The 25,666-nt window shown below is 68.5% G+C and carries 15 protein-coding genes; 9 read left to right on the forward strand and 6 right to left on the reverse strand.

The annotated features are described in order from the left end of the window. Positions 1–101 precede the first annotated feature (101 nt). Entirely contained in the window at positions 102–1,349 is a 1,248-nt protein-coding gene (gene mshC, locus HKD39_RS01295; RefSeq protein ID WP_171198023.1) for a cysteine--1-D-myo-inosityl 2-amino-2-deoxy-alpha-D-glucopyranoside ligase, read from the forward strand. A 13-nt stretch (positions 1,350–1,362) separates the two neighbouring features. Here the strand turns inward: mshC and lysS are convergent, their stop codons facing one another. The 3 genes from lysS to metH form a co-directional block, all read right to left on the reverse strand. After that, complete coding sequence (gene lysS / locus HKD39_RS01300; RefSeq protein ID WP_171198387.1) at positions 1,363–3,213, reverse strand: lysine--tRNA ligase; 1,851 nt, start codon at positions 3,211–3,213, stop codon at positions 1,363–1,365. A gap of 285 nt (positions 3,214–3,498) precedes the next feature. Next, complete coding sequence (locus tag HKD39_RS01305; protein ID WP_171198024.1) at positions 3,499–4,407, reverse strand: PAC2 family protein; 909 nt, start codon at positions 4,405–4,407, stop codon at positions 3,499–3,501. Between the two features lie 72 nt (positions 4,408–4,479). Further along, complete coding sequence (gene metH, locus HKD39_RS01310; protein WP_343074555.1) at positions 4,480–8,289, reverse strand: methionine synthase; 3,810 nt, start codon at positions 8,287–8,289, stop codon at positions 4,480–4,482. Between the two features lie 367 nt (positions 8,290–8,656). Here metH and HKD39_RS01315 point away from each other — a divergent pair, with 367 nt between their 5' ends. The 3 genes from HKD39_RS01315 (at position 8,657) to HKD39_RS01325 (ending at position 12,311) form a co-directional block, all read left to right on the forward strand. Further along, positions 8,657–9,658, forward strand: a complete 1,002-nt coding sequence (locus HKD39_RS01315) for a winged helix-turn-helix domain-containing protein (RefSeq protein ID WP_171198026.1) — start codon at positions 8,657–8,659, stop codon at positions 9,656–9,658. 171 nt (positions 9,659–9,829) lie between these two features. Continuing rightward, complete coding sequence (locus tag HKD39_RS01320) at positions 9,830–11,494, forward strand: outer membrane protein assembly factor BamB family protein (protein WP_171198027.1); 1,665 nt, start codon at positions 9,830–9,832, stop codon at positions 11,492–11,494. A gap of 94 nt (positions 11,495–11,588) precedes the next feature. Continuing rightward, the gene (locus tag HKD39_RS01325; RefSeq protein ID WP_212753762.1) at positions 11,589–12,311 is read left to right on the forward strand and encodes an HAD family hydrolase; all 723 of its coding nucleotides are present in this window, start codon (positions 11,589–11,591) and stop codon (positions 12,309–12,311) included. On the opposite strand, the gene treZ is transcribed toward HKD39_RS01325, so the two are convergent. From treZ to glgX, 3 genes are all read right to left on the reverse strand, one after another. Beyond that, the gene (gene treZ / locus HKD39_RS01330) at positions 12,308–14,089 is read right to left on the reverse strand and encodes a malto-oligosyltrehalose trehalohydrolase (RefSeq protein ID WP_171198389.1); all 1,782 of its coding nucleotides are present in this window, start codon (positions 14,087–14,089) and stop codon (positions 12,308–12,310) included. The genes HKD39_RS01325 and treZ overlap by 4 nt on opposite strands. 91 nt (positions 14,090–14,180) lie before the next feature. Further along, the gene (treY, locus tag HKD39_RS01335) at positions 14,181–16,580 is read right to left on the reverse strand and encodes a malto-oligosyltrehalose synthase (protein WP_171198028.1); all 2,400 of its coding nucleotides are present in this window, start codon (positions 16,578–16,580) and stop codon (positions 14,181–14,183) included. Between the two features lie 49 nt (positions 16,581–16,629). Then, positions 16,630–18,858, reverse strand: a complete 2,229-nt coding sequence (gene glgX / locus HKD39_RS01340; RefSeq protein WP_171198029.1) for a glycogen debranching protein GlgX — start codon at positions 18,856–18,858, stop codon at positions 16,630–16,632. Positions 18,859–19,000: 142 nt separating this feature from the next. On the opposite strand from glgX, the gene uvrC reads away from it, so the two are divergent. The 5 genes from uvrC (at position 19,001) to gap (ending at position 25,640) form a co-directional block, all read left to right on the forward strand. Beyond that, on the forward strand, positions 19,001–21,220 hold the full coding sequence (gene uvrC / locus HKD39_RS01345; RefSeq protein ID WP_171198030.1) for an excinuclease ABC subunit UvrC: 2,220 nt from the start codon (positions 19,001–19,003) through the stop codon (positions 21,218–21,220). Between the two features lie 114 nt (positions 21,221–21,334). Next, positions 21,335–22,288 carry an RNase adapter RapZ gene (rapZ, locus tag HKD39_RS01350; protein ID WP_171198031.1) on the forward strand — a complete coding sequence of 318 codons (954 nt, stop codon included), beginning with the start codon at positions 21,335–21,337 and terminating at the stop codon, positions 22,286–22,288. Then, on the forward strand, positions 22,285–23,292 hold the full coding sequence (locus HKD39_RS01355; protein WP_343074515.1) for a gluconeogenesis factor YvcK family protein: 1,008 nt from the start codon (positions 22,285–22,287) through the stop codon (positions 23,290–23,292). Before rapZ ends, HKD39_RS01355 begins: the two co-directional genes overlap by 4 nt. Positions 23,293–23,396: 104 nt before the next feature. After that, the gene (gene whiA, locus HKD39_RS01360; RefSeq protein ID WP_171198032.1) at positions 23,397–24,440 is read left to right on the forward strand and encodes a DNA-binding protein WhiA; all 1,044 of its coding nucleotides are present in this window, start codon (positions 23,397–23,399) and stop codon (positions 24,438–24,440) included. A gap of 192 nt (positions 24,441–24,632) precedes the next feature. Then, positions 24,633–25,640: a type I glyceraldehyde-3-phosphate dehydrogenase gene (gap, locus tag HKD39_RS01365; RefSeq protein WP_171198033.1), complete on the forward strand. Its 1,008-nt coding sequence runs from the start codon at positions 24,633–24,635 to the stop codon at positions 25,638–25,640. The last annotated feature ends 26 nt before the right edge of the window (positions 25,641–25,666 follow it).

Below are 25,666 nucleotides of genomic sequence, written 5' to 3' on the forward strand. Positions count from 1 at the left end.
GGCTCGGCCCGCCGCTACCCCTCCCGCGGGACGGCGGCGGGTCCGGTGGCGCAAGTGGCACCGCGCCCGGCCGGTCATGTCCCGGCCCGTAATCTCATGGTGTGCGCTCTTGGCCGGCCCCGACCGTTCCCACGCTCCCCGCTGCGCCGGCGCAGCCGCTGCGGCTGTTCGACAGCGCCGCCGGTGCGCCGGTGGTTGTTCCCGGAATCGACCGACCGGATCCGGATACCCCGGCCACTTTGTATGTGTGCGGCATCACGCCGTACGACGCCACCCATCTCGGCCACGCGGCCACCTACCTGGCCTTCGATCTGGTGCAGCGGTACTGGCTGGCCCAGGGCCGCACCGTGCGCTACGTGCAGAACGTCACCGACGTGGACGACCCGCTGCTGGAACGCGCCGAGCGGGACGGTGTCCCGTGGGAGCAGTTGGCGACCTCGCAGATCGACCTGTTCCGCTCGGACATGACGGCGCTGCGGCTACTGCCGCCGGAGCACTACGTGGCGGTGACGGACGAGACCGCCGACATCGCGGCCGCGGTCGGGCGGTTGCTGGACAGCGGCGCCGCCTATCGGGTGGCCGACGACGAGTACCCCGACGTCTATTTCGATGTCAGCGCGACCGGCCGGTTCGGGTACGAGTCGCGGATGGACACCGCCACCATGCTGGCGTTGTCCGCCGAACGCGGGGGAGACCCGGACCGACCAGGCAAGAAGAACCCGCTCGATCCGCTGCTGTGGCGGCTGGCCCGGCCGGGCGAACCGCGTTGGCCGGCGGAGATCGGCGCCGGCCGTCCCGGCTGGCACATCGAGTGTTCGGTGATCGCTCAGAAGTACCTGGCGCCGTCGGTCGATGTGCAGGGCGGCGGCAGTGATCTGCTGTTCCCGCACCATGAATCGTCGGCGGCGCACGCCGAAGCGCTGGCCGGCATCGACAGGTTCGCCGGCGCCTATGTGCACGCCGGCATGCTCGGTTACCGCGGCGAGAAGATGTCAAAGTCGTTGGGCAACTTGGTGTTCGTCTCCAAGCTGGTTGCCGGCGGCGTTGACCCGATGGCGATTCGGCTGGCGCTGCTGGCCGACCACTACCGCGCCGACCGGGAGTGGACCGACGCCCAGCTCGACACGGCCGCCGCCCGGCTGCGGCGCTGGCGCGAGGCCGCGGCCCGCTCGGGAGCCGCCGCGGACGGCGTCGTCACCGACCTGGCCGCGGCCATCGCTGACGATCTCGATACCCCGAAAGCCCTTGCGGTGCTCGATGACTGGGCCGCCGACCCCAGCTCGGACGGGCCGTCGGTCGCGGTCGCCGTCGACGCCTTGCTCGGCGTCGAACTGAGCGGATCACACTAGTCCGGCTCGCCCCTCAACCGCCCAACAGCTGGCGTACCCGCCGCTCGCCGACTGCCAGCAGCAAAGTCGGCAGCCGTGGGCCGGTGTCGGTACCGACCAGCAGCCGGTACAGCAGCACGAAGAACTCCCGTTGTGCCGCTTTGAGTTCCGGGGTCGGCTTGGTGTCTGCCGGCAGGTCGAGCAACTGCTTGGGCACGCCGTACAGCAGCGAGGTGAGCCCCTCGAGTGACCAGTGCTCGCTGAGTCCGGCAAGCAGCAACTGCAGGCCGCGGCGCTGGCGCTCGTCGAGCCCGGTGAGCAGCTCGGTGTCGGGCTCGGTGCGCACGTGGGTGCGGCTGTCCGCCGGCATGAAGCGCTGCACCCAGGCGGCGGCCCGGTCCAACCGCGGGCGGGCCTGGTCCAGGTCGGTGATCGGATCGGCCGGATCCAACTGGCTCAGGATGCGCTGGGTCTGCGCGTCGTCACCGGTGGTGATGTCCAGTACCGAGGCCAGCATCCGGTAGGGCAGCGGCCGTGGGGTCAACGGCAATTCCCGCTCGGCGGTACGCACCGCCCGCGAGTAGGCGGCCGCCTCGGCGGCACCGGCGGATCCATCAGAGACCTTGCGCCTCAACGCATCGAACTCGTCGTGCACCCGGAAGATTTCGGCGTCGAAGGCAATGGTGAAGCTCTGGTTCGGACGGCGCCTGGCGTACATCCACCGCAGCACCGGCCCCTCCATCACCTGCAGCGCGTCCAACGGGATCGGCACGTTCCCCCGGGACGAGCTCATCTTCGCCATCCCGGTGATGCCGACGAAGGCGTACATCGGCCCGAGCGGTTGGCTGCCGCCGAAGATCTCGGTGACGATCTGCCCGCCGACCACGTACGACGAACCGGGGGACTGATGGTCGACACCCGACGGCTCGAAGTCGACGCCCTCGTAACGCCAGCGCATCGGCCAGTCGACCTTCCACACCAGCTTCCCCGAGCGAAAGTCCTTGAGCAGCACCGTCTCCGAGTGGCCGTTGCGGCAGCTGTAGCTCAGCTCGGTGGTGACGTCGTCGTAGCTCGTCACGGTGGTGAAATCCTTGCCGCACACCGTGCAGTACGGCTTGTAGGGGAAGTAGCCGAGGCTGGCGCTGGACGATCCGTCGTCCTCGTCGGCGGCGCCGCTGCCCTCGGCGGCGAGCTCGGCAGCCTGTCGCTCCTCGTCCGACAGCTTGGCCTGCTTCTGGTTCTGCTTGCCGCCCTTGGCCTTTGCGCCGGGCCTGCGCCGCGCTCCGGTACCAGGTTCGGTCGCCGCAGTGTCGCCAGCGTCGCTAGCACTGCCGGCGGGTGCAGCAGAATCGGAATCGGCATCTGAGCTGGATTCGGAACCGGCATTGGCATCGGCATCGGCCTGCTTGGTGCGGTACCGGTCGAGGATGTTGTCGATGGCCTTGCGGGCACCCACCGCTTCCAGGATCTGATCGGTGTAGGCGCCGGAGGTGTACATCTGGGTCTGGCTGATCTCCCTGACCACGATGCCCAGCTCGGCCATCGCCTGCCGCAGCGGCGCCTTGAAATGCTCGGCCCAGTTCGGGTGCGGGCTGCCCGGCGGGGCCGGCACCGCGGTCAACGGCTTGCCGATGTGTTGCTCCCACGACGGGTCGACGCCGGCCGGTACCCGGCGGAAGCGGTCGTAGTCGTCCCACGACAGGATGTGCTCGCAGGCCCGTCCCCGGCGGCGGATCTCGTCGGCGACAAGGTGCGGGGTGATCAGCTCGCGGAAGTTGCCGAGGTGTACCGGGCCGGACGGGCTCAAACCCGAGGCACAGATGATCGGGCCGGTCTTGCCGCGCCGGTCGACGTCGGCGATCACCTCGTCGGCCAACCGGGACACCCAGTCCTGCTCGGTGCCCGCGGTGGGGGCGCCCGCAGTAGGGACGACGGCCTCAGCCCCCGGCGTCGCGGTGGCGTCGGCTCCCGCCTGCGGAGTGGTGGCGCTGACTCCCGCCTGCGGAGTGGTGGCTCCGGGGGCCCCGCTCGCGGGGTGCTGCTCAGCTCGCTGGTCAGAAGGTGTGCTCACCGTGCTCCGTCTCGCTCAGGCTGAACCGCGCCGCCGGCGGCGGCGACCGGGGTTCATGCCGTCCGGTCTCTCCCGACCATTCTCCCCGGCCCCGCAGGGTCAGTGGTCGCCGGGCTCCCGGCGGCGCAGGTAGCGCTCGAACTCGGCGGCGATGGAGTCGCCGGATGCCGGGCGCAGCACTTCGGGTTCGGAGGATTCTTCCAGCGCGTGGATGTACTCGGTGATGTCCTCGTCCTGGGCGGCGATGTCGCTGACCTCGGTCTCCCATTCGGCTGCCTGCTCGGCGAGGCTGCCGGTCGGCACCGGCCGGCCCAGCAGCTCCTCGATCCGGTCCAACAGCGCCAGGGTCGCCTTCGGGTGCGGGCCCTGCGCGACATAGTGCGGAACGGCGGCCCAGAAGCTGTACGCCGGGATGCCCGCCTGCACGCAGGTGTCGGCGAAGACGCCGGTGATCCCGGTCGGGCCCTCGTATCGGCTGGTGGTGAGGCCCAGCTGCTCGGCGCTCTGTGGATCGGGGGCGGTGCCGGTCACCTGCACCGGCCGGGTGTGCGGCACGTCAGCCAGCAACGCGCCGAGACAGATCACGCTGGCCACCTGCTGCTGCTCGGCCAGCTCCAGCAGCTCGGCACAGAACGCCTTCCACCGGAAATTCGGCTCGATACCGTGCACCAGGATCACATCGGGCAGATCACCGGCCGGAGCGTCCGCCGACTTGGCCTGATGGCCGCGCGGGAAACGCACGACGGTCAGCCGGGTGGTCGGCCACTCCAGCATCCGGGTAACGCCGTCCACCAGCTTGGTGTTCGGACGGCTCACCTGGAAGTCGTAATAGGCCTCGGGGTCGATCTCCGCGAGCGGTTCCGCGTCCCAGCCGAGGCTGAGCTGCTCGACGGCGTTGGTGGCGGCGTCGCCCGCGTCGTTCCAGCCCTCGAAGGCAGCGATCATCACCGGCCGCCGCAACTTCGCAGGCAGGGCGCCGGACGGTTCCGGGGCGTCCAGATCGGTCATCGGTCCACCCTACGGCGAGCGCTCGCACGGCACGTGGAGCGTTCGCCGACGGCGATCCCGCGGTGTCGCCGGTCAGTCCTCGGGGTCGTAACCGAGGTTGGGGGACAGCCAGCGCTCGGCCTCTGCCATCGTCCAGCCCTTGCGCTCGGCGTAGTCGGCGACCTGATCCTGTGCCAGCCGGCCCACCACGAAATACCGGGACTCCGGGTGCGAGAAGTACCAACCGGACACCGACGCGCCCGGCCACATCGCCATGCTCTCGGTGAGCTCGATCCCTGCGGTCCGCTGCACGTCGAGCAGTTCCCACAGGGTGCGCTTCTCGGTGTGGTCGGGGCAGGCCGGGTAGCCGGGTGCAGGACGGATGCCGGTGTACTTCTCCTCGATCAACGCGTCGTTGTCCAGATGCTCGTCGGCGGCGAACCCCCAGAACTCCTTGCGGACCCGCTGATGCATGCGCTCGGCGAACGCCTCGGCCAGCCGGTCGGCCAACGATTCCAGCAGGATCGCGGAGTAGTCGTCGAGGTTGTCCTTGAACTCCTTGATCTTCTTCTCGATGCCCAGACCGGCCGTCACCGCGAAAGCGCCGACGTAGTCCGGCTTTTCGGTGTCCTTCGGGGCGACGTAGTCGCCAAGGCTGCGGTTGGGAACGCCGTCGCGGTGCTCGCCCTGCTGACGCAGGTTGTACAGGGTGCTGGCCACCTCGGTGCGGGTCTCGTCGGTGTACACCTCGATGTCGTCGCCGACGGCGTTGGCCGGGAACAACCCGATGACGCCGGCGGCGGTGACCCACTTCTCGCTGATCATCCGGTCGAGCATCTGCTGCGCGTCGTCGTAGAGTTTGCGCGCCGCCTCACCGGTCGCCGGGTTGTTGAGGATGTCGGGGAAGCGGCCCTTCATCTCCCAGGCGTTGAAGAACGGCCCCCAGTCGATGTACTCGCGCAGTTCGGCGAGCGAATAGTCGTTGAACGCCTTGGTGTACGAGCGGACGGTGCCGCGCCGGTGCTCGGACTCGCCCGTCCCGGAGACCGCCTCATCCTGCTGCAACAGCATCCGCGGGCGTGCCGGATGATACTCCGACCAGTCGATCGGGCTGCGGGCCGCTCTGGCCTGCTCGATGGTCAGCAGCGGCCGGTCGTTGCGCTTGGCGGCGTGCCGGCGGCGGATCGATTCGTACTCGGCCTCGGTCTCGGCCAGCAGCGCCGGCCGGCGCTCGTCGGACAGCAGCGCCGCCGCCGTCGGTACCGAACGCGACGCGTCCTTGACCCAGAGCACCGGGCCGGAGTACTTCGGCGTCACCTTCACCGCGGTGTGCGCCCGCGAGGTGGTGGCGCCACCGATCAGCAGCGGGATGTCGAAACCCTGCCGCTGCATCTCTTCGGCCAGGTTCACCATCTCGTCCAGCGACGGCGTGATCAACCCGGAAAGCCCGATGATGTCGGCATTTTCGGCCTTGGCGGTGTCCAGGATCTTCTGCGCGGGGACCATCACACCGAGATCGACCACGTCGTAGTTGTTGCACTGCAACACCACTCCGACAATGTTCTTGCCGATGTCGTGGACGTCGCCCTTGACGGTGGCCATCACGATCTTGCCGTTGCTGCGGGCCGCCTCGTTCGGGTCCTTCTCCGCTTCGATGAACGGGATCAGGTATGCCACAGCCTTTTTCATCACCCGGGCGGACTTGACCACCTGCGGCAGGAACATCTTGCCGGCACCGAACAGGTCACCGACAACGCCCATGCCCGACATCAGCGGACCCTCGATCACCTCGAGCGGTCGGCCACCGGCGGCGGCGATCTCGGCGCGCAGCTCTTCGGTGTCGGCCTCGACGTACTCGTCCAGTCCCTTCACCAGCGCGTGGGTGATGCGCTCCGCGACCGGCAGCGACCGCCACTGTGCGGCCTCCGCCGGTTCGGCATCCTTTTCTTTGGAGTTGAACTTGTCGGCGATCTCCAGCAGCCGCTCGGTGGCGTCGGCACGCCGGTTCAGGATCACATCTTCGATGCGTTCCTTCAGTTCCGGATCGACCTCGTCGTAGACGACGAGTGCCCCGGCGTTGACGATGCCCATGTCCATGCCCTTGGCGATGGCGTGGTACAGGAACACCGCGTGAATCGCCTCGCGAACCGGATTGTTGCCCCGGAACGAGAACGACACGTTGGACACGCCACCGGAAATCAAGGCGTGCGGCAGGTTTTCCTTGATCCAGCCGACCGCCTCGATGAAGTCGACGCCGTAGTTGGCGTGCTCCTCGATGCCGGTGGCCACCGCGAAGATGTTCGGGTCGAAGATGATGTCCTCGGCCGGGAATCCGACCTCGTCGACCAAGATCCGGTAGGCCTTGCCGGTGATGTCCTTGCGGCGCTGCAGATTGTCGGCCTGACCCTCCTCGTCGAAGGCCATCACCACGATCGCGGCGCCGTACTTGCGGCACAGCTTGGCATGCTCGATGAACGGTTCGACGCCTTCCTTCATCGAGATGGAGTTGACGATCGGCTTGCCCTGCACGCACTTCAACCCGGCTTCGATCACCTCCCACTTCGAGGAGTCGATCATCGTCGGCACCTGCGAGATGTCCGGCTCCGACGCGATGAGCTTGCAGAACCTGTCCATTGCCTCGACGCCGTCGATCATGCCCTCGTCCATGTTGACGTCGATCACCTGGGCACCGGCCTCCACCTGCTGCCTGGCGACGTTCAGCGCGGTCGGGTAGTCGCCGTTGCGGATCAGCTTGCGGAAGCGGGCCGAGCCGGTGATGTTGGTGCGCTCACCGACGTTCACGAACAAGGTGTCGTCGGTGATGTTCAGCGGCTCCAGCCCGGACAACCGGCAGGCCGGTTCGATGCTCGGCAGGTCCCGCGGACCGGCGCTCGCCGCCGCGGCGGCAATGGCGGAGATGTGCTCGGGTGTCGTGCCGCAGCAACCGCCGAGAATGTTCACAAGGCCGGCCTCGGCGAATTCGCCGACAACCGCGGCCATCTGGTCAGGGGTCTCGTCGTACTCACCGAAAGCGTTGGGCAGCCCGGCATTCGGGTGGGTGGAGACGAAACAGTCGGCGATCCTGGACAGCTCGGCGACGTAGGGCCGGATGTCGGCGGCGCCGAGTGCGCAGTTCAGCCCGATGGCCAGCGGACGGGCGTGTCGCACCGAGTTCCAGAATGCCTCCGTCACCTGACCGGACAAGGTACGTCCGGACGCGTCGGTGATGGTGCCGGAGATCATCACCGGCCACCGCCGGCCGCGTTGCTCGAACAGCGTCTCCAGCGCGAAGATCGCGGCCTTGGCGTTGAGGGTGTCGAAGATGGTCTCGATCAGCAGGATGTCGCTGCCGCCGTCGACCAGGCCGTTGGCCTCCTCAAGGTAGGCCTCGACCAGCTCGTCGAAGCTGACGTTGCGCTTGCCGGGGTCGTTGACGTCGGGGGAGATGGATGCCGTGCGGTTGGTGGGGCCGAGCGAGCCGACGACGAACCGCGGTCGGTCGGGGGTCTGCGCCGTCATCGCGTCGCACTCGGCGCGGGCCAGCCGGGCCGAGGCGAGGTTGAGCGCGTAGCCGAGTTCCTCCATGTGGTAGTCGGCCATCGAGATGCGCTGGGCGTTGAAGGTGTTGGTCTCGATCAGGTCGGCGCCGGCCTGCAGGTATTCGCGGTGAATGCCGGCGATCAGCTCGGGCTGGGTGATCGACAGCAGGTCGTTGTTGCCCTTGAGGTCGCTGTCCCAGTCAGCGAACTGAGTACCGCGGTAGTCGGCCTCGCCCAGCTTGTGGCGCTGGATCATGGTGCCCATGGCGCCGTCCAGCATCAGCACTCTGGTGCGCAGCAGCTCGCTGAGTTGCTCGGTGGCGTCCGGACGGACCTCGGCCGGGTCCGCCGGGGCGATGCCCAACCGATCTAGGTCGGCGTAGTCGGTGGAAGTGCTGCTGGTGGAAGCAGCGGGGGATTCTGTGATCGTCACGAAGTGTCCTGTGCGTCGGCTAACGGCTTTCCAGGTGAGTGCTCCGCCGGCCACGGGGTGCATCGGGCCTTGGCTTGTCCTTGCTGGCTGTCGACTTTGACCGCCGGCCCTTGTTCGGGCGGAGTGGCGCACGTCGTGGCAGGCCTGCCGGTAACGAGCGGACTAATACTTCAGGATACGTCGCTGAACGGCCGGCTCCCGCAACGTCGGGCGGCCGCAACGCCGGGCCGCTAGCATCACAGCGCATCGGCTCGTTGGGGAAGCTCGCGTGTGACAAGCGCGAAGGGACGTGCGGACAATGGTCATTCGGCTGCATTTCACCGCATCGGACATCGCGCGTGTGCGGCTGGCGCCCGGTCCCGCGCCGCTGCAGGAGGTGGCGGGGGCCGTCCGGAAGCTGGGCAACCAGCGCCCGGCGCATGCGGCCTGGCGTCGTGAAGTGCTCGCGGGGGTGGACCCGGGCCAGCTGCATCGGCTGGTGGATCTGGTGTGCGGGCCCGGCTGCCGACCCGAGTTCGTCGTTCCGTTGACGGAGGGTGTCGACGAGGGCATCGAGCAGATCATGGCGCAGCCGGCCGCCGTGGTGCGGCAGGATCTGGCCGAGGTCAACGAGTACTCGGGCGTCCTGCCGCGGTGGACCGAGGAGTTGGTGCCGGCCGGGAGTCCGCGCCGCCGGGAGGTGGGCGCCGCGTTGCGTGCGGTGTTCGCGGCCGCTGTGGTGCCGTACTGGCCGACGCTGTTGATCGACCTGCAGGCCGACCGCGCCAGGCTGGTGAGCCGATTGGTTCTCGGCGGGGTCGACGCGCTGCTGTCCGACCTGCATCCAGCCGTTCGCTGGGATGCTCCGGTGCTGCAGGTCGGGCTGGGGAACGAGCCGGCGCACGACATCTTTCTCGAGGGCCGTGGCCTTGTCCTGATTCCTTCGCTGTTCCTCACCGGACGCCCTGCGGTGTCCACCGGCGACGACCCCAGCCGAACCCCCGCGTTGAGTTACCCGGTGCTGCCGGAGTTGCCTGTGCTGTCGGCGCCGGCCGGAGTCAGCGGCTCCGACGCGGCCGCGCTGGCCCGGCTGCTCGGCGCCACCAGGGCGGCCGTCCTGACCGCGGTCGCCGCCGAACCGGGGCAGAGCACCTCGGCCGTCGCGGCCAACCTGGAGATCGCAGTCGCCAGCGCCAGCGAGCACCTCGCTGTGTTGCGCGGCGCCGGGCTGGTGGCCTCCCGCCGGCGGGGGACAGCGATGGCACACCGGGCGACCGATCTCGGTGGCGCTGTGCTCCGCGCTCCGCGCGCTGGCTTTTAGGACAACACAGCGCTCTTGGGAAATACAGCGCCGGCATCCTGTGCGTGCACCGGCGGGTTTCGGGCTGGGCCGAAACCCTTGTGGGGCAATGGCAGCCACCGCATACTCGCGACCGAACAGGGCGGGTAGGTCCGCGGGTCACGCAGGCATCGGGGAGATCGGGGAGTCGGTATGACGTCGCTGCCAGGACGCATGGGAAAGGTCAACCGGGGGCGCGCGGTGCGCGGGTGCGCGCTCGCCGTGGTGCTGGTGGCGGCGCCGGTGCTCGCGGCGTGCTCCGATTCGTCAAGTGGCCCGGCAATTCCGGCGATCCCCGCCGAGACCACCTCGGAGCAGACCCCAACGGCTGGGGAGAACTCGGCGCCGACCGACGCCGCGGATCCCGGCGACAGCGCGGACGTGGCCACCGACCAGACCGACAGCACCGACCAGACCGACACCGGCGGCCAGACCGGCGCGACCGACGAGACCGGCCCGGCGGGCGCGGACAGCTCTGCTGAGGCATCGGCGGGGTCCGGCATGACGCCGGTGGCGCTGACCCCGCACGATCCGCCGCTGAAGTTCGCCGACACGCCGTCGGCCGAGGTCAACAGGGCGGCATTCGAATCCAACATGGGTGGCACCATCACCTCGAACTACTCCACGCTGCGTGGCAGCTTCGACTATGTCGCCACGCCTGCCGGCCTCGAGGGTTACGACCTGGCGAAGAACGTGAAGGCCTGGACAGCACCGTTCGAGAACAACGCGCAACAGGCCAACTCCAGCGGCATGGTGAACACCCAGGGCCCGCTCGCGCCGACGATGAGTGCCGACGGCGCCACCGTCGCGGCGGCCTACGTCCAGCTGAACAAGGGCTCCGGGACCACGAAGGACACCACAACGCTGGTCGGCATCGGGGTCGATGCGAAGACCGGCAAGCAGAAGTGGAAGGTGTCGGCACCGATCAAGGGCGACGACGCGAGTTCCGCCGGTGACGCGCTCACCAGGGTGGTCGGTTTCGACGGCGACACCGCCGTCGTCACCTATTCCGGTGACGCCTCGTACGGCGCGGCGATCTCGCTGGCGGACAACAAGGTGCTGTGGGACGTGACCAGAGAAGTCGGCTGTGAGCTGCAATGCGACGCCGATAACTCGCTTCCGGTGATCGCCGCCGAGGGCGTCTTCGTCGTCGGCTCGCAGTTGCCGCACGACCCGACCGACAACGTCACCCCGATCACCTACACGCTGGACGGTTATTCGATGAAGACCGGAAAGCGAGTGTGGCGGCAGCCGGAGGCGAGCGCGGAGCAGGACGACAAGAAGAAGTGGAGCTACTCCGACACCAAGGCCGACTGGCTGGTCGGCGCGAACCGGCTGGCGGTGATGACGCACACCGAGGTGGATCCACCCGGCGCCGAGGAGTACTCGAACATGCGGGGCGCGCTGCAGATCCGGCAGCTGTCCGACGGGAAGCTGGTGGACACCATCCTCGGCATCCCGGTGAGCATGGGCGGGTCCGGCGACACCATCCGCTGCGCCGGCGACCAGGGCAAGCTGGCGGCCTGCTGGGACGGCGTTTCCAGTGATTGGGTCTTCGCCTTCGATCCGCAGACCGGCAAGGAACTGTGGGAGCTGCCTGATGAGAAGGCGGGCCGGGAGTCGCTCACGGTGGGGCCGTTGTTCCACGGCATGCTGTATGGCAAGAGCTCCAACGGTCCGGTGATCCTTGATCTGCGCACCGGCAAGGACAAGGTCACCGACCCTGGGCCGGGCAGCAACCAGGTGGCGGCGGTCAGTGAGTTCGGCGCGATGGCGCTGGGTGACAACGGCGCCGAGTTCTTCCCCGCCACCGGCTGAGGCAGCAGCTGCCGCACCCGGCATCACGGTCGTGCCGGACGATCGGGTTTACTCGGGAGACCGAGCCGCCGATCAAGACACGAGGTATCCCGCGTTGCCAGCCACCGGCCAGCCGACTCCGGAATCCGATCACCCAGCCGCCCTGCGGGCGGTGCTGTTCGACATGGACGGCACCCTCACCGACTCCGAGAAACTCTGGTCCATCTCGCTCGATCGCACCGCAGCGGATCTGGGTGGCACGCTGTCGCCGCAGGCGCGGGAGGCGATGGTCGGCCACGACATGGTCGATTCGGTCAGAATGTTTCTGGCCGACATCGCGCCGGACCGCACGGATCTCGACCCTGGTGCAGTCGCGCAGCTGCTGACCAGGCACACCGCCGAGTTGTTCGCCGAAGCCATGCCATGGCGCCCGGGCGCACAAGCCTTGTTGGCGGCCGTTCGGGCGTCGGGTTTGCGCACCGCGCTGGTCACCGCTACCCATCACAGTCTGGTGGAGCTGGCGCTGAACACGTTGGGCCGCAACAGCTTCGACGCCATCGTCGCCGGTGATGAAGTGACCAACAACAAGCCGGACCCTGAGCCCTACCTTCGGGCAATGGAGCTGCTCGGGGTGAGCGCCGACCAGGCTGTCGCAGTGGAGGACTCACCCAACGGGTCGCGTTCGGCCGCCGCCGCCGGGGTACCGGTACTGGTGGTGCCGTCGGAGACGCAGGTGGCTCCGGCGCCCGGCCTGTTCTTCGCCGAGAGCCTGGTCGATGTCGACCCCGGCGACCTTCGACGGATCCACAACGAGCACCTGACGGCGCCGCAGTCCTAGGATTCGCCCGCGGGAGCCAGCAGGACTGCGGCGTGCCCGGGCAAGGTGACGTCGGTGTCGGACACGGCGACGCCCGTCTCGGTGCGGAGCAGCTCGCCGCCGTGGGCGGCGACGGCAACGGTGAGCTCGTCGTCGCTGAAGTTCGCGGCGATCTGCAGGCCGCCGCGGTTGATCAGCAGCCAGCGGGCGTCGTCGTCGTAGTCCACATCGATCCGGTGGAAACGCGGGTCGGTGAGCTGCGGCCATTGCCGGCGCAGGGCGATCAATCGCCGATGCAGATCGAAGATTTCGGCGTGCCGTCCGGTGTCGCGTTCCGACCAGTCCAGCTTGGAATCGGCGAACGTCCGCTCGTTCTGTGGGTCGGGCACCTGCGCGGGATCCCAACCCATCCGGGCGAACTCGGCGATTCGGCCATCGGCGGTGGCTTTGCCGAGCTCCGGCTCCGGGTGTGAGGTGAAGAACTGCCACGGGGTGGACCCGGCCCACTCCTCACCCATGAACAGCATCGGGGTGAACGGTGCGGTCAACACCAGAACCGCGGCGAGTGCCAGGTCTTCCGCACCGAGCGAGGCGGTGAGCCGGTCGCCGGTGGCGCGGTTGCCGATCTGATCGTGATCCTGCGCGTACCCGACCAGCGCCCACGTCGGAATGACGTCGGTGTTGATCGGCCGGCCGTGCGAGCGACCGCGGAAGCTCGACCACGTTCCGTCGTGGAAGAAGCCGGTGGTGAGCACCTTGGCGATCGCGCCCATCGAGCCGAAATCACCGTAGTAGCCGACAGTTTCGCCGGTCAGCGCGACGTGCAGCACATGGTGGTAATCGTCGTCCCATTGGGCGGTGAGGCCGTAGCCGCCGGCCGCGCGGGGGGTGATCAGCCGCGGGTCGTTGAGATCGGATTCGGCGATCAGGGTGAGCGGCCGACCGACGTGCGCCGAAAGCGCTCCGGTGTGCACCGCCATGTCCTCCAGGATGTGCACAGCGCGATGGTCGGCCAGTGCGTGCACCGCGTCCAGGCGCAACCCGTCGACGTGGTACTCGCCCAGCCACATGCTGATGTTGTCCAGGATGTACTGGCGTACCTCGTCGGAGTCGGGACCGTCGAGGTTCACCGAGGCTCCCCAGGTATTGCTGTGTCCGCTGTGCAGATACGGCCCGAACAGCGGCAGGTAGTTGCCGCTCGGGCCGAGGTGGTTGTACACCACGTCCTGGATCACCGCGATGCCGCGGGCGTGGCAGGCGTCGACAAACCTGCGGTAGCCATCCGGGCCGCCGTAGCTCTCTTGCACGGCGTACCAGAGCACGCCGTCGTAGCCCCAGTTGTGGGTGCCGTTGAACGCGTTGACGGGCAACACTTCAACGAACTCGACGCCGAGCTCGACCAGGTGATCGAGCCGCTCGATCGCGGCGTCGAAGGTGCCGTCGGGGGTGAAGGTGCCGATGTGCATCTCGTAGATGACGCCGCCGGCCAGCTGCCGCCCTGTCCAGCTGTGGTCGGTCCACTCGAACTCGTCGGCGGGGAGCGTGCGTGACAAGTCGTGGACGCCGCCGGGTTGCCGTCGCGAACGCGGGTCGGGTCGGGGCGTGTCGTCCTCGCCCAGCAGGAAGCCGTAGCTGAAAGTGTCTGGGGCCTGGTCGATCTGCACCTGCCACCAACCCGCGGCGGCCGGTTCGGCGGCCATCTCCAACACCTGGTCGGCCGGCGGTTCTTCCGCGCCGGCGGGGGTGTCGGGGCGGACCAACAGCCGCACTCGGTCCGAGATGGGCGCCCATACTCGCATCTGCACTGCGCACTCCTTCGCTGGTGGTGCTGTTTCCGGCGGCGGACGTTTGTCCCCGGTACCGGGTGGTGCTGGACGGCGGCTTCTGCGCCTATTCCGACGGCACCAGCAGCGCGACCGGTAGCCGCTCCAGTACCGTGCTCACCCGCGTGGTTCCCGGGGCAAAGCTGTTGCCGGTCAACGCATCGCGCCACTGACCGCCCGCAGGCTCACCGGGGAGCTCAACAGTGGTGTCCGCCCAGCCGCCGCGGGCTCGCAGGCCCACCGACAGTCGGGTGGCGAGCACGATGGCAGCGCCGCGGTCGAACCCGATCAGGTGCTCGGCGGCCGGACCACCGGCTGTCAGCGGCCGATATCCGGTGAACAGGTCAGGACGGTCGCGACGCAGCCGCAATGCCCGCGAGGTCACCAACAGCTTGGCATCACCGGAAGCGTCGATGTCCGGTGTCAGACCAGACGCCGCCCGTCGGTCCAGATCGGCCAGCTGCCGGTCCAAACCGTCGAGATCGACACTGCGCCGGTTGTCCGGATCGACCAGGCTGTTCTCCCAGATCTCGGTGCCCTGGTACACGTCGGGAACGCCGACGCCGGCCAGAGTGATCAGCTTGGCGGACAGCGAGTTCGACCAGCCCGGCGGGGTGAGCCGGGCCGCCAGCTCGGTGAACTCTCGATGCAGCTGCGGATGGTCGTACAACGCATCGACGAAGGCGGACATCTGGGCCTCGAAAGCGTCGTTCACCGCGGTCCAGCTGGTGCTGACCTGTGCTTCCCTTGCTGCCTTGACGGCATACTCCTGCAGGCGGTCCCGCTCGATCGGCCAGGCGCCGATGGCGGTCTGCAGCAACAGGTTGGCCAGCGGGCCGTCGGACAGCGGCGCCAGCTGCAGCCAGCGGGGCACCGCCAGCGCCCACTGGTCGCTGATCTCCGACAACACCGCCACCCTGGCTCTGACATCTTCGCCGCGCTTGGTGTCGTGGGTGGACTGGTTCACCATGCTGTGCGGCCAGTCGGCCAACCGCTGTTGCTGGGTTTGGTGGAATTCGCTGGGGGACAGCGCGAAGATCGACGGATCGGCGCCCACCTCGGTCAGGCTGACCAGCCGCGGCCAGCGGTAGAACGCGCAGTCCTCAACGCCTTTCGCCATCACCATGCCGGACGTCTGCTGGAACCGCCGGCTCAGTTCGGTGTCGGTCTCGAGCAGCCGGCGGTGCAGGAGCACCAGCACCTCGGCCAGGTCAGGGCGACGCGCGACGGCAGTGTCGACGGCCTCGGCCAGGTACCCGGCGCCGTACTGCGGCAGATAGCTGCGATACACCGGGAAACAGGTCAACAGCTCGGCGATGGCGTCGTCGGCCCTGTCGATCTGAAGAACCAACCGGGCCAGCCGCAACACCTCCGAATGCAAAATCCCGTCAGCCACTTCACGTTTGGCTTGATGCACCAGATCGGGCCAGACCGCGGGCGCGCCGCGCAGGGTGGTGTCGAGCGCGTCGAGGGCGGGTTGCCCGGCCGGGTCGGTGAGCAGCCTGTCCAGCACGGCAAGGGCGTCGTACCCGGTGGTGCCGGCACAGGCCCAGCGGTCCGGCAACTGTTCGCCTGGCTCCAGAATCTTCTCCACCAGGACGTACCGGCCGTCGGTCAGTGCAGCAAGGCTCTGCAGGTATCCGCCGGGGTCGGCGAGGCCGTCAGGGTGGTCGACCCGCAGTCCGTCCACCGCACCTGCACCGATCCACCTGGCGATCTCGGCGTGGGAGTCGGTGAACACCTCGGGCCGCTCGACGGTGATCGCTGCCAGTGAGTTCACCGCGAAGAACCGCCGGTAGTTCAGCTCGGCGTCGGCGCGCTGCCAGTTCACCAGCCGGTAGTGCTGGCTGTCGTGAACCTGTTGCGGGGTGCCGCTTTCGGTCCCGGGAGCGATCGGGTATTCGTTGTCGTAGTACGCCAGAACCCCGTCCCGCAGTTCCAGCCTGTCGAGTTCGGCCGCCTCGGTTTCCGGCTCGCCGCCGAGTACCGGGATGCGGAGCTTGCCGTCACCGGCGGCCCAGTCGACATCGAAATAGTTTGCGTAGGGCGAACTCCGGCCCTCCCGCAGCAACTGCCACCACCACACCGACTCCCGCGGCACAGCGACCCCGACGTGGTTGGGCACGATGTCCGCCAGCACCCCCATACCGTTGGCGTGGGCGGCATCGGCCAGCGTCGCCAGGCCCTTGGCGCCGCCCCTGACCTCGTCGGTGCGGTGGTGATCGACCACGTCGTAGCCGTGGTCGGAGCCCTCGGCCGATTGCAGCAGCGGCGACAGGTACACCCAGTCGGCGCCGAGCCGGTGCAGGTAGCCGATTGACTCAGCGGCAGCGCCGAGGGGCCGGCGAGCGTTGATCTGGACCCGGTAGGTGGATGCCGGCTCGCGGCTGCGCGCTCCGGACGGCTTGGCCGCCCCGGACGGCACTACCGCCCGGTCGGTAGCCGGGGACGGCTGGGTGGTGCTCATCGGCGTCCTTTCGGAATGGATGGACGTGCGGGGAGCAGGGACCGCCCGGTCAGTCGGCGGCCCCGGTGGCCGGTGACGACGCCTGCTCTGTCATCAGCTGGGTGCTGACCGGGGTAGGCGGCACTGACGGCACGGTCGCGGCGGACTCGCTCATGGTCGGCTCGGCGTCGACGCTCATCAGGCTTTGCAGCACCACCATGCCCTTGTCCACCACCGCCACCTTGTCGCCGGCCGGGATCCGCGGCTGCTCGCCGGACATGCCGTTGGTGTCGATCACCGGCTGCCATGCGGCGGCGTACTCCGCCGGTGGCAGCACGAAGTCCAGCGGCTGATCGTGCGCGTTGAACAGCAGCAGGAACGAGTCGTCCATCACCCGGTTCCCGCGGGTGTCGCGACCGCGAATCCCGTTGCCGTTCAAGAAGACTCCGACACTGCGGCCAAAGCCGGAACCCCAATCCTCGTCGGCCATCGCCTCGCCGGCCGGGGTCAGCCAGACGATGTCGGGCAGCGGCTCGCCCTCACCGCGGCGGACCGGCCGTCCGTCGAAGAAGCGGCGCCGCCGGAACGTCGGATGGTGTTTGCGCAGCCTGGCCACCGACGCGGTGAACTCGACGAGGTTCTCGTCGGCGCCCAGCCAATCGACCCAGGTGAGCGGCGAATCCTGGCAGTAGGCGTTGTTGTTGCCCAGTTGAGTCCTGGCCATCTCGTCGCCGTGCAACAGCATCGGAACGCCTTGTGACAGCAACAAAGTGGCCAGGAAGTTGCGCCGCTGCCTGGTGCGAAGGGCGAGCACCGCCGGATCGTCCGTCGGGCCTTCGACACCGCAGTTCCACGACCGGTTGTGCGACTCGCCGTCGTTGTTGTTCTCCAGGTTCGCCTCGTTGTGTTTCTCGTTGTACGAGACCAGATCGTTGAGCGTGAACCCGTCGTGTGCGGTGACGAAGTTGATGGAGGCCACCGGCCGGCGTCCTGAGTGCTCGTACAGATCCGACGATCCGGTGAGCCTGGAGGCGAACTCGCCGAGCGTCGCGGGCTGCCCGCGCCAGAAGTCGCGGACGGTGTCGCGGTACTTGCCGTTCCATTCGGTCCACTGCGGCGGGAAGTTGCCGACCTGGTAGCCGCCGGGGCCGATGTCCCACGGCTCGGCGATCAGCTTGACCTGACTGACGATCGGGTCCTGCTGCACCAGCTCGAAGAAGGTGGAAAGCCGGTCAACGTCGTAGAACTCGCGGGCCAGGGTGGCGGCCAGATCGAAGCGGAAACCGTCGACATGCATCTCCGTCACCCAGTACCGCAGCGAGTCCATCAACAGCTGCAGCGAGTGCGGGTTGCGGACGTTCAGCGAGTTGCCGGTGCCGGTGTAGTCCCTGTAGAACTCCGGCTTGCCGTCAACCAGCCGGTAGTAGGCGGCATTGTCGATGCCGCGGAAGCTCAGCGTCGGCCCCAGGTGGTTGCCCTCGGCGGTGTGGTTGTACACCACGTCGAGAATCACCTCGATGCCGGCCGCGTGCATGGCCTTCACCATGGCCTTGAACTCCTGCACCTGCTGGCCGCGGTCGCCGAAAGCCGAATACTCGTTGTGCGGTGCGAAGAATCCGATGGTGTTGTAGCCCCAGTAGTTCCGCAATCCCTTGTCCAGCAAGGTGTTGTCCTGCACGAACTGGTGCACCGGCATCAGCTCGATGGCGGTGATACCGAGCCGGGTCAGGTGATCGATCACCGCGGGATGGGCCAGGCCGGCATAGGTGCCCTGCTGGTTCTCCGGAATCTCGGGGTGCAGCTTGGTGAGGCCCTTGACGTGCGCCTCGTAGATCACCGAATCGGCGTAGGGCGTGCGCGGGCTGTGATCGCCGGCCCAGTCGAAGAACGGGTTGATCACCACGCCCCAGAACATGTGCGGCGCCGAGTCGTCGTTGTTGATGCTCTCCGGGTCGCCCATCTGGTAGCCGTACAGCGCCGGGTCCCAGTCGATCTGCCCCGACACCGCCTTGGCGTACGGATCCAGCAGCAGCTTGTTCGGGTTGCAGCGTTGCCCCTTGGACGGGTCGTTGGGCCCGTACACCCGGAACCCGTAGCGCTGGCCGGGTTGTGCCGTCGGTAGGTAGCAGTGCCAGACAAACCCGTCCATCTCCGGCATGTTGACCCGGGTCTCGGAGCCGTCGTCGTTCAGCAGACACAGCTCGACCTTCTCGGCCACCTCGCTGAACAGCGCAAAATTGGTGCCGGTGCCGTCAAAGGTGGCCCCCAGCGGGTACTGACTTCCCGGCCAGACTTCCATGCACGCTCACTTTCCCGGGGGCATGCGCGCCGGGCGCCGGCTGCGCCCGGGCCGCAATGCCGCCCAGCCAGCGTAGCCAACGCCGGCGACTCCGACGTCCGACGGCAGCCCGACGTCGGCCCCGGCGACTACCCTCGCGGCTGTGCCGCACCCGTCCACCTACCGACCCGCCCCCGGCACCATTCCGGATTCCCCGGGGGTGTACCGCTTCCGCGACCCCGACGGGCGGGTCATCTATGTGGGCAAGGCGAAGAGCCTGCGGCAGCGGCTGAACTCCTATTTCGCCGACCCGGCTTCGCTGCACCCGCGGACGTACAAGATGGTGACCACCGCGGCCGCCGTGCAGTGGACGGTGGTGTCCACCGAGGTCGAAGCGCTGCAGCTGGAATACAACTGGATCAAGGAGTTCGACCCGCGGTTCAACGTCCGCTATCGCGACGACAAGAGCTATCCGGAGCTCGCGGTGACGCTGAACGAGGAGTACCCGCGGCTGATGGTCACCCGCGGCCCGCACCGCAAGGGCGTGCGCTACTTCGGGCCGTACGCGCACGCCTGGGCCATCCGCGAAACCCTCGACCTGCTGCTGCGGGTGTTCCCGGCCCGCACCTGCTCCAACGGTGTGTTCAAACGCTCGGCGCAGATCGGCCGGCCCTGTCTGCTGGGCTACATCGGCAAATGCTCTGCACCCTGCGTCGGGCGGGTCACCGCCGAGCAACACCGGGAGATCGTCGACGATTTCTGCGATTTCATGGCGGGCAAGGCCGACCCGCTGATCCGCCGGCTGGAGAAGGAGATGACGGCCGCCGCTGACGATCTCGACTTCGAGAAGGCGGCCAGGCTGCGGGACGATCTCGGTGCGGTGCGGCGCGCGGTGGAGAAGCAGGCGGTGGTGTTCGGCGACGGCACCGACGCCGACGTCGTCGGGATCTCCGCCGACGAGCTGCTCGCCGCCGTGCAGGTGTTCCACGTCCGCGGCGGCCGGGTGCGCGGCCAGCGCGGCTGGATCGTCGACGTCGACGCCGACAACCCCGACGCCGCCGACGCGGGGGCGGCGGGGGCGGCTGCCGACACCGAAGAGGCGATCACCCAGCGCCGGCTGCGCGCACTGACGGCCGACTTTCTGCTGCAGTACTACGGCGCGCGGGCCGATGAGCAGGCCGCGGTCGACCGGGCTGCGGACCCGGCCGTCGTCGACCCTGCGGCGATTCCCCGGGACATCCTGGTGCCGGTGCTGCCGGACGACATCGACAACATCACGGCATGGCTGACCGAGCGGCGCGGCGCAAAGGTGAACATCCGGGTGGCGCAGCGGGGCGACAAGCGGGCGCTGGCAGAGACCGTGCACCGCAACGCGATCGAGGCGCTCACCCAGCATCGACTCAAACGGGCCAGCGACCTCACCGCCCGGTCGGAGGCGCTCGCCGAGTTGGGCGAACTGCTCGACATGCCGACGGCCCCGCTGCGCATCGAATGCATCGACGTCTCGCACGTGCAGGGCACCAATGTGGTGGCCTCACTGGTGGTGTTCGAAGACGGCATGCCGAAGAAGAGCGACTACCGGCGGTTCATCATCCGCGACCGCCCCGGAGACGATGTCGCCTCCATCGCCGAGGTCGTGCGCCGTCGGTTCAGCCCGCACAACTACGGACCGAACGGGGAAGCATCGGCCGAGCCGAACGGGGAGGGCGCGCCCCGGCCGGAGCTGACCAGCGGGGCCGTCACGGCCGACGATCCTGGCGGCAGGCCGGGCATCGATCCGGAGACCGGCAGGCCGCGGCGATTCGCCTATCCGCCACAGCTTTTGGTGGTGGACGGGGGCGCCCCGCAGGTCAACGCGGCGGCTGAGGTGCTCGCCGAGCTCGGCATCGACGACGTCAAGGTCTGCGGGTTGGCCAAGCGGCTGGAGGAGGTGTGGGTGCCGGCCAGGGGCGACGAGCCCGCGGAACCACTGATCTTCCCGCGAACCAGCGAGGCGCTGTACCTACTGCAGCGACTGCGGGACGAGGCCCACCGGTTTGCCATCACCTTCCACCGGGCGCGGCGCTCCAAGGCGATGACCAGCTCGGCCCTGGAATCGGTCCCTGGGCTGGGGGAGACCCGTCGCAAGGCGCTGCTGCGGCACTTCGGCTCGGTCAAGCGGGTGCGCGCGGCCAGCGCCGCGGAGCTCACCGAGGTGCCGGGCATCGGCGCCGCGACCGCCGATGCCATCGTGGCAGCGCTCGCCGCGGGCTCGGAGAACGCCAACGGCCCGGAGAACGCAGCCGGTCCCGATACCGCCGCCGGTCCCGATACCGCTGCTGCTACCGCCGCTGGATCCGATACCGCCGCAGAGTCAAGCACCGTGATCGGCGGCAAGCCTTAGGCACTGCCGCGGACCACTACGCTGGGCGGGCGGACCCGACTCGAAGTTCCCTGGGTCGGGGCAACCCAGGCGGGCGGCCCGCCGGAACCGATTCGCGCACGTCCAGGAGCACTCATGACGCAGGCACCGCCGGCCGACACCGATCAGCTGCCGCCCGACGGGGAGGTCACTGGCATCGAGGTGGCGGTGGTGTCCGGGCTGTCCGGCGCCGGCCGCTCGACCGCCGCCAAGTGCCTGGAAGATCTCGGCTGGTTCGTTGTCGACAATCTGCCTCCCGAGCTGATCGCCACCATGGTCGATCTGGGGGCAAGGGCAAGAGGCGAACTCACCAAGATCGCCGTGGTGCTTGACGTCCGGTCCCGGGCATTCACCGAAGACCTTGCCGAGGTGATCCGTGATCTGGACAGCAAGGGTTATCCGGTGCGGCTGCTGTACCTGGAGGCCAGCGACGCGGCGTTGATCCGGCGCTACGAGGCGAACCGGAGGCAGCACCCGCTGCAGGCCGGCGGACGCATTTCCGACGGGCTGGCCGCCGAGCGCAGCCTGCTCGGCCCGCTGCGCGACGAAGCCGACGTGATCATCGACACCAGCGACATCTCGGTACACGAACTCCGCGATCGCATCGAGGAGGAGTTCACCGCTGGCCCGCGCAGCTCGACCCTGACGCTGCTGTCGTTCGGCTACAAGTACGGGCTGCCGTTGGACGCAGATCTGGTGGTGGACATGCGTTTTCTGCCGAATCCGTTCTGGATCCCCGAGCTGCGCGACAAGACCGGCCTCGACCCCGAGGTGCGCGACTACGTGCTCACCCAAGAGGGCGCAGCGGAGTTCCTCGACCAGTACATCGGCCTGCTCGATCTGGTGGGCGCCGGCTACCAGCGGGAAGGTAAGCGCTACCTGACGGTGGCTATCGGCTGTACCGGCGGCAAGCACCGCAGTGTCGCCATCGCCGAGGAGCTCGGTCGCCGGCTGCGGGACAACCGGCTCAGCGCAGGACGGCCGTCCGGCGGGCACCCTGATGTGCAGCTGGACGTGCAGGTGGCCCACCGAGACCTGGGGCGCGAGTGACGTCCCGCTCGGTCGTCACCCTTGGTGGAGGCCACGGCCTTTACGCGATGCTGCGCGCGCTGCGGACGTTGGCCCGGCGGGCCGAGGTCGACGTGACGGCGGTGGTGACGGTCGCCGACGACGGCGGCTCGTCAGGGCGGTTACGGCGCGACAACCCGGGCATCCTGCCACCGGGTGACCTGCGGATGGCGCTGGCCGCGCTGGCCGACGACGGCCCGGACGGGACGTTGTGGGCCAACACTTTTCAGCACCGGTTCTCCGGTGAGGGCGCGCTGGCCGGGCATCCGGTCGGCAACCTGGTGCTCGCCGGGCTCGGCGAGGTGCTGGGTGATCCGATCGCCACCCTCGATGCCGCGGGCAGGATGCTCGGCTGCCGAGGCCGGGTGCTGCCGATGAGCTGCCAGCCGCTGACGATCGTGGGTGAGGTGGCCGGACTGGATGACCAGCCGGACACCGTGCGGCGCATCCGCGGCCAGGTCGCGGTGGCCGCCACCCCGGGGCAGGTGCGCTCGGTCTCGTTGGAACCGGCCGATGCAGTGGGCTGTGACGAGGCCGTGCAGGCGATCTCCACGGCCGACCTGGTGATCTTGGGTCCGGGGTCGTGGTTCACCTCGGTGCTGCCGCATCTGCTGGTCCCCGGCCTGCGCGAAGCCCTGATCGGGACCGCTGCGCACAGGCTGCTGGTCTTGAACCTGGTGCCGCAACCCGGTGAGACCGAAGGGTTTTCACCCGAGCAACACCTCGACGTGATCTCCGAGCACGCCCCGGATTTCCGAGCGGATACCGTCCTGGCCGACCCTGCTGCGGTTCCGAACCGCAGCAGGTTGACCTCGGCCGTCCGGCACTGGAACGGTGAGCTATGGACGCGGACGGTCGCCGCTGAGGGCAAGCCGGAACAGCACGACCCGGACGCCCTGGCCAACGTCCTTGACGAACTGCTGACCGCACTGCCGCCCGGCGGCCGGACCCGGAGCGGCAACCCCACGTCGGCCACCACCGGGTAGTCAGCAGCCGACAACGCAAAAGCATTACCAGCACAGCACTTCCAGCAACGCAATACCCCACAAGCAGTACCCGACAAGCAGCACCCGAAGGAGAGCCACTCCCGATGGCCATGACCGCCGACGTCAAGGACGAGCTCAGTCGCATCAACGGCGTCTTCGACCGCAGACTCGGCAAGCAGCGGCAACTGAACACCGCTGAACGCCGGGCCGAGGTGTCGTCCATGCTGCGGTTCGCCGGCGGTCTGCACATTGTCGGCGGCCGAGTGGTGGTGGAGGCGGAACTGGACACCGGCGCGGCCGCGCGCCGGCTGCGCAGCGAGATCGCCGAGCTGTACGGGCAGGACGCCGAGTTCCAGGTGCTGTCGCCCTCCGGCATCCGCAAGAGCACCCGGTACATCGTGCGGGTGGTGGCCGGCGGCGACGCGCTGGCCAGGCAGACCGGACTGCTCGACAACCGCGGCCGGCCGGTCAGGGGGCTGCCGCCGGCCGTGGTGTCCGGCACCGCGGGCGACGCGGTCGCCGCCTGGCGCGGAGCATTCCTGGTGCACGGATCGCTGACCGAGCCCGGCCGGTCGGCGTCGCTGGAGGTGACCTGCCCGGGACCGGAGGCCGCGCTGGCACTGGTCGGGCTGACTCGGCGGATCGCCGCCGCCGTCCCGACCGATCCACCCACCACCATCCCGGCCAAGGCCAGGGAGGTGCGCGGAGCAGACCGGGTCGTGATCCGCGACGGCGACGCCATCTCATTGCTGCTGCGCGAGATGGGTGCCAGCTCATGCGTCGTCACCTGGGAGGAGCGCCGCACCCGCCGCGAGCACCGGGCCTCGGCGAACCGGCTCGCCAACTTCGATGACGCCAACTTGCGCCGCTCGGCCAGGGCCGCGGTGGCCGCCGCCGCCAGGGTGCAGCGAGCGTTGGAGATCCTCGGGCCGGAGGCCCCCGACCACCTGACCGTTGCCGGCCGGCTGCGCATCGAGCACGGCCAGGCCTCGCTGGAGGAACTCGGCCAACTCGCCGACCCGCCGCTCACCAAAGACGCTATCGCCGGCCGGATCCGCCGGTTGCTCACCATGGCCGACAAGAAGGCCCAGGATCTGGACATCCCGGACACCGAATCGGCCGTCACCGCCGACATGCTCGACGGCTGAGCAGCGGATTCCCGACGACGGCCACACGGCACCAACCGGGGGCGGCGCGGCCGCCGCAAGCGCTCCGTCTAGAGTGGAACTGTCACCCCCAGGGCTGTGGGTGTCGTCACTTAATCGATTCCGCTCGACTGCCGGGACGCCGTTCGCGACGCCGGCGCGGCGGGATGCCAACTTCTCTCAAAGGGGACGAGCGTGACCGTGCGCGTAGGTGTGAATGGATTCGGCCGGATCGGCCGCAACTTCTGGCGAGCCGTCGATCAGCTCGACACCGATCTCGAGATCGTCGCGATCAACGATCTGACCGACAACAAGACGCTGGCCCACCTGCTCAAGTACGACACCATCCTGGGCAAGCTGGACCACGACATCAGCGCCACCGACGACGGCATCGTGGTGAACGGCAAAGAGATCAAGGCCTTCGCCGAGCGTGATCCCAGCAAGCTGCCGTGGAAAGACCTCGGCGTCGACATCGTCATCGAGTCGACCGGTCACTTCACCAAGGCTGCCGACGCTCGCAAGCACATCGACGCCGGCGCCAAGAAGGTCATCATCTCCGCCCCGGCCACCGACGAGGATCTGACCGTGGTGATGGGCGTGAACGACGACGCCTACGACGGCAGCCAGACCATCCTGTCCAACGCCTCCTGCACCACCAACTGCGTCGCGCCGATGGCGAAGGTGCTCAACGACGCCTTCGGCATCGTCAAGGGCCTGATGACCACGGTGCACGCCTACACCAACGACCAGGTGATCCTGGACTTCCCGCACAAGGACCTGCGCCGGGCTCGCGCGGCCGCCCAGAACATCATCCCGACCACCACCGGCGCCGCGAAGGCCGCCGCCCTGGTGCTCCCCGAGCTCAAGGGCAAGCTGCACGGCTACGCGTTGCGGGTGCCGGTGATGGACGGCTCCGTCACCGACCTCACCGTCGAGTTGGAGAAGAAGATCACCGCCGACGAGGTGAATGCCGCCTTCAAGAAGGCAAGCGAAGAAGGCCCGCTGGCCGGCAAGCTGGTCTACTCCACCGACCCGATCGTCTCGACCGACATCGTCGGTTCGCCGGCATCGTGCACCTTCGACTCGCCGTTGACCATGACGATCGGCGACAACCTGGTGAAGGTGGTCGGCTGGTACGACAACGAGTGGGGCTTCACCAACCGGCTGGTCGACTTCACCTCGCTGGTCGCCAGCAAGCTCTGACCCCGGCACTGCTGCCGCGGTCCTAT

It is taken from the genome of Nakamurella aerolata (assembly GCF_013002705.1).
Taxonomy (GTDB): domain Bacteria; phylum Actinomycetota; class Actinomycetes; order Mycobacteriales; family Nakamurellaceae; genus Nakamurella; species Nakamurella aerolata.

Excerpts from the sequence above, each read along its gene's own strand:
- treZ (WP_171198389.1), bottom strand. The coding sequence starts at position 14,089 with ATGCGAGTATGGGCGCCCATCTCGGACCGAGTGCGGCTGTTGGTCCGC.
- HKD39_RS01305 (WP_171198024.1), bottom strand. The coding sequence starts at position 4,407 with ATGACCGATCTGGACGCCCCGGAACCGTCCGGCGCCCTGCCTGCGAAG.
- rapZ (WP_171198031.1), top strand. The coding sequence starts at position 21,335 with ATGACGCAGGCACCGCCGGCCGACACCGATCAGCTGCCGCCCGACGGG.
- glgX (WP_171198029.1), bottom strand. The coding sequence starts at position 18,858 with ATGGAAGTCTGGCCGGGAAGTCAGTACCCGCTGGGGGCCACCTTTGAC.
- whiA (WP_171198032.1), top strand. The coding sequence starts at position 23,397 with ATGGCCATGACCGCCGACGTCAAGGACGAGCTCAGTCGCATCAACGGC.
- HKD39_RS01320 (WP_171198027.1), top strand. The coding sequence starts at position 9,830 with ATGACGTCGCTGCCAGGACGCATGGGAAAGGTCAACCGGGGGCGCGCG.
- treY (WP_171198028.1), bottom strand. The coding sequence starts at position 16,580 with ATGAGCACCACCCAGCCGTCCCCGGCTACCGACCGGGCGGTAGTGCCG.
- HKD39_RS01315 (WP_171198026.1), top strand. The coding sequence starts at position 8,657 with ATGGTCATTCGGCTGCATTTCACCGCATCGGACATCGCGCGTGTGCGG.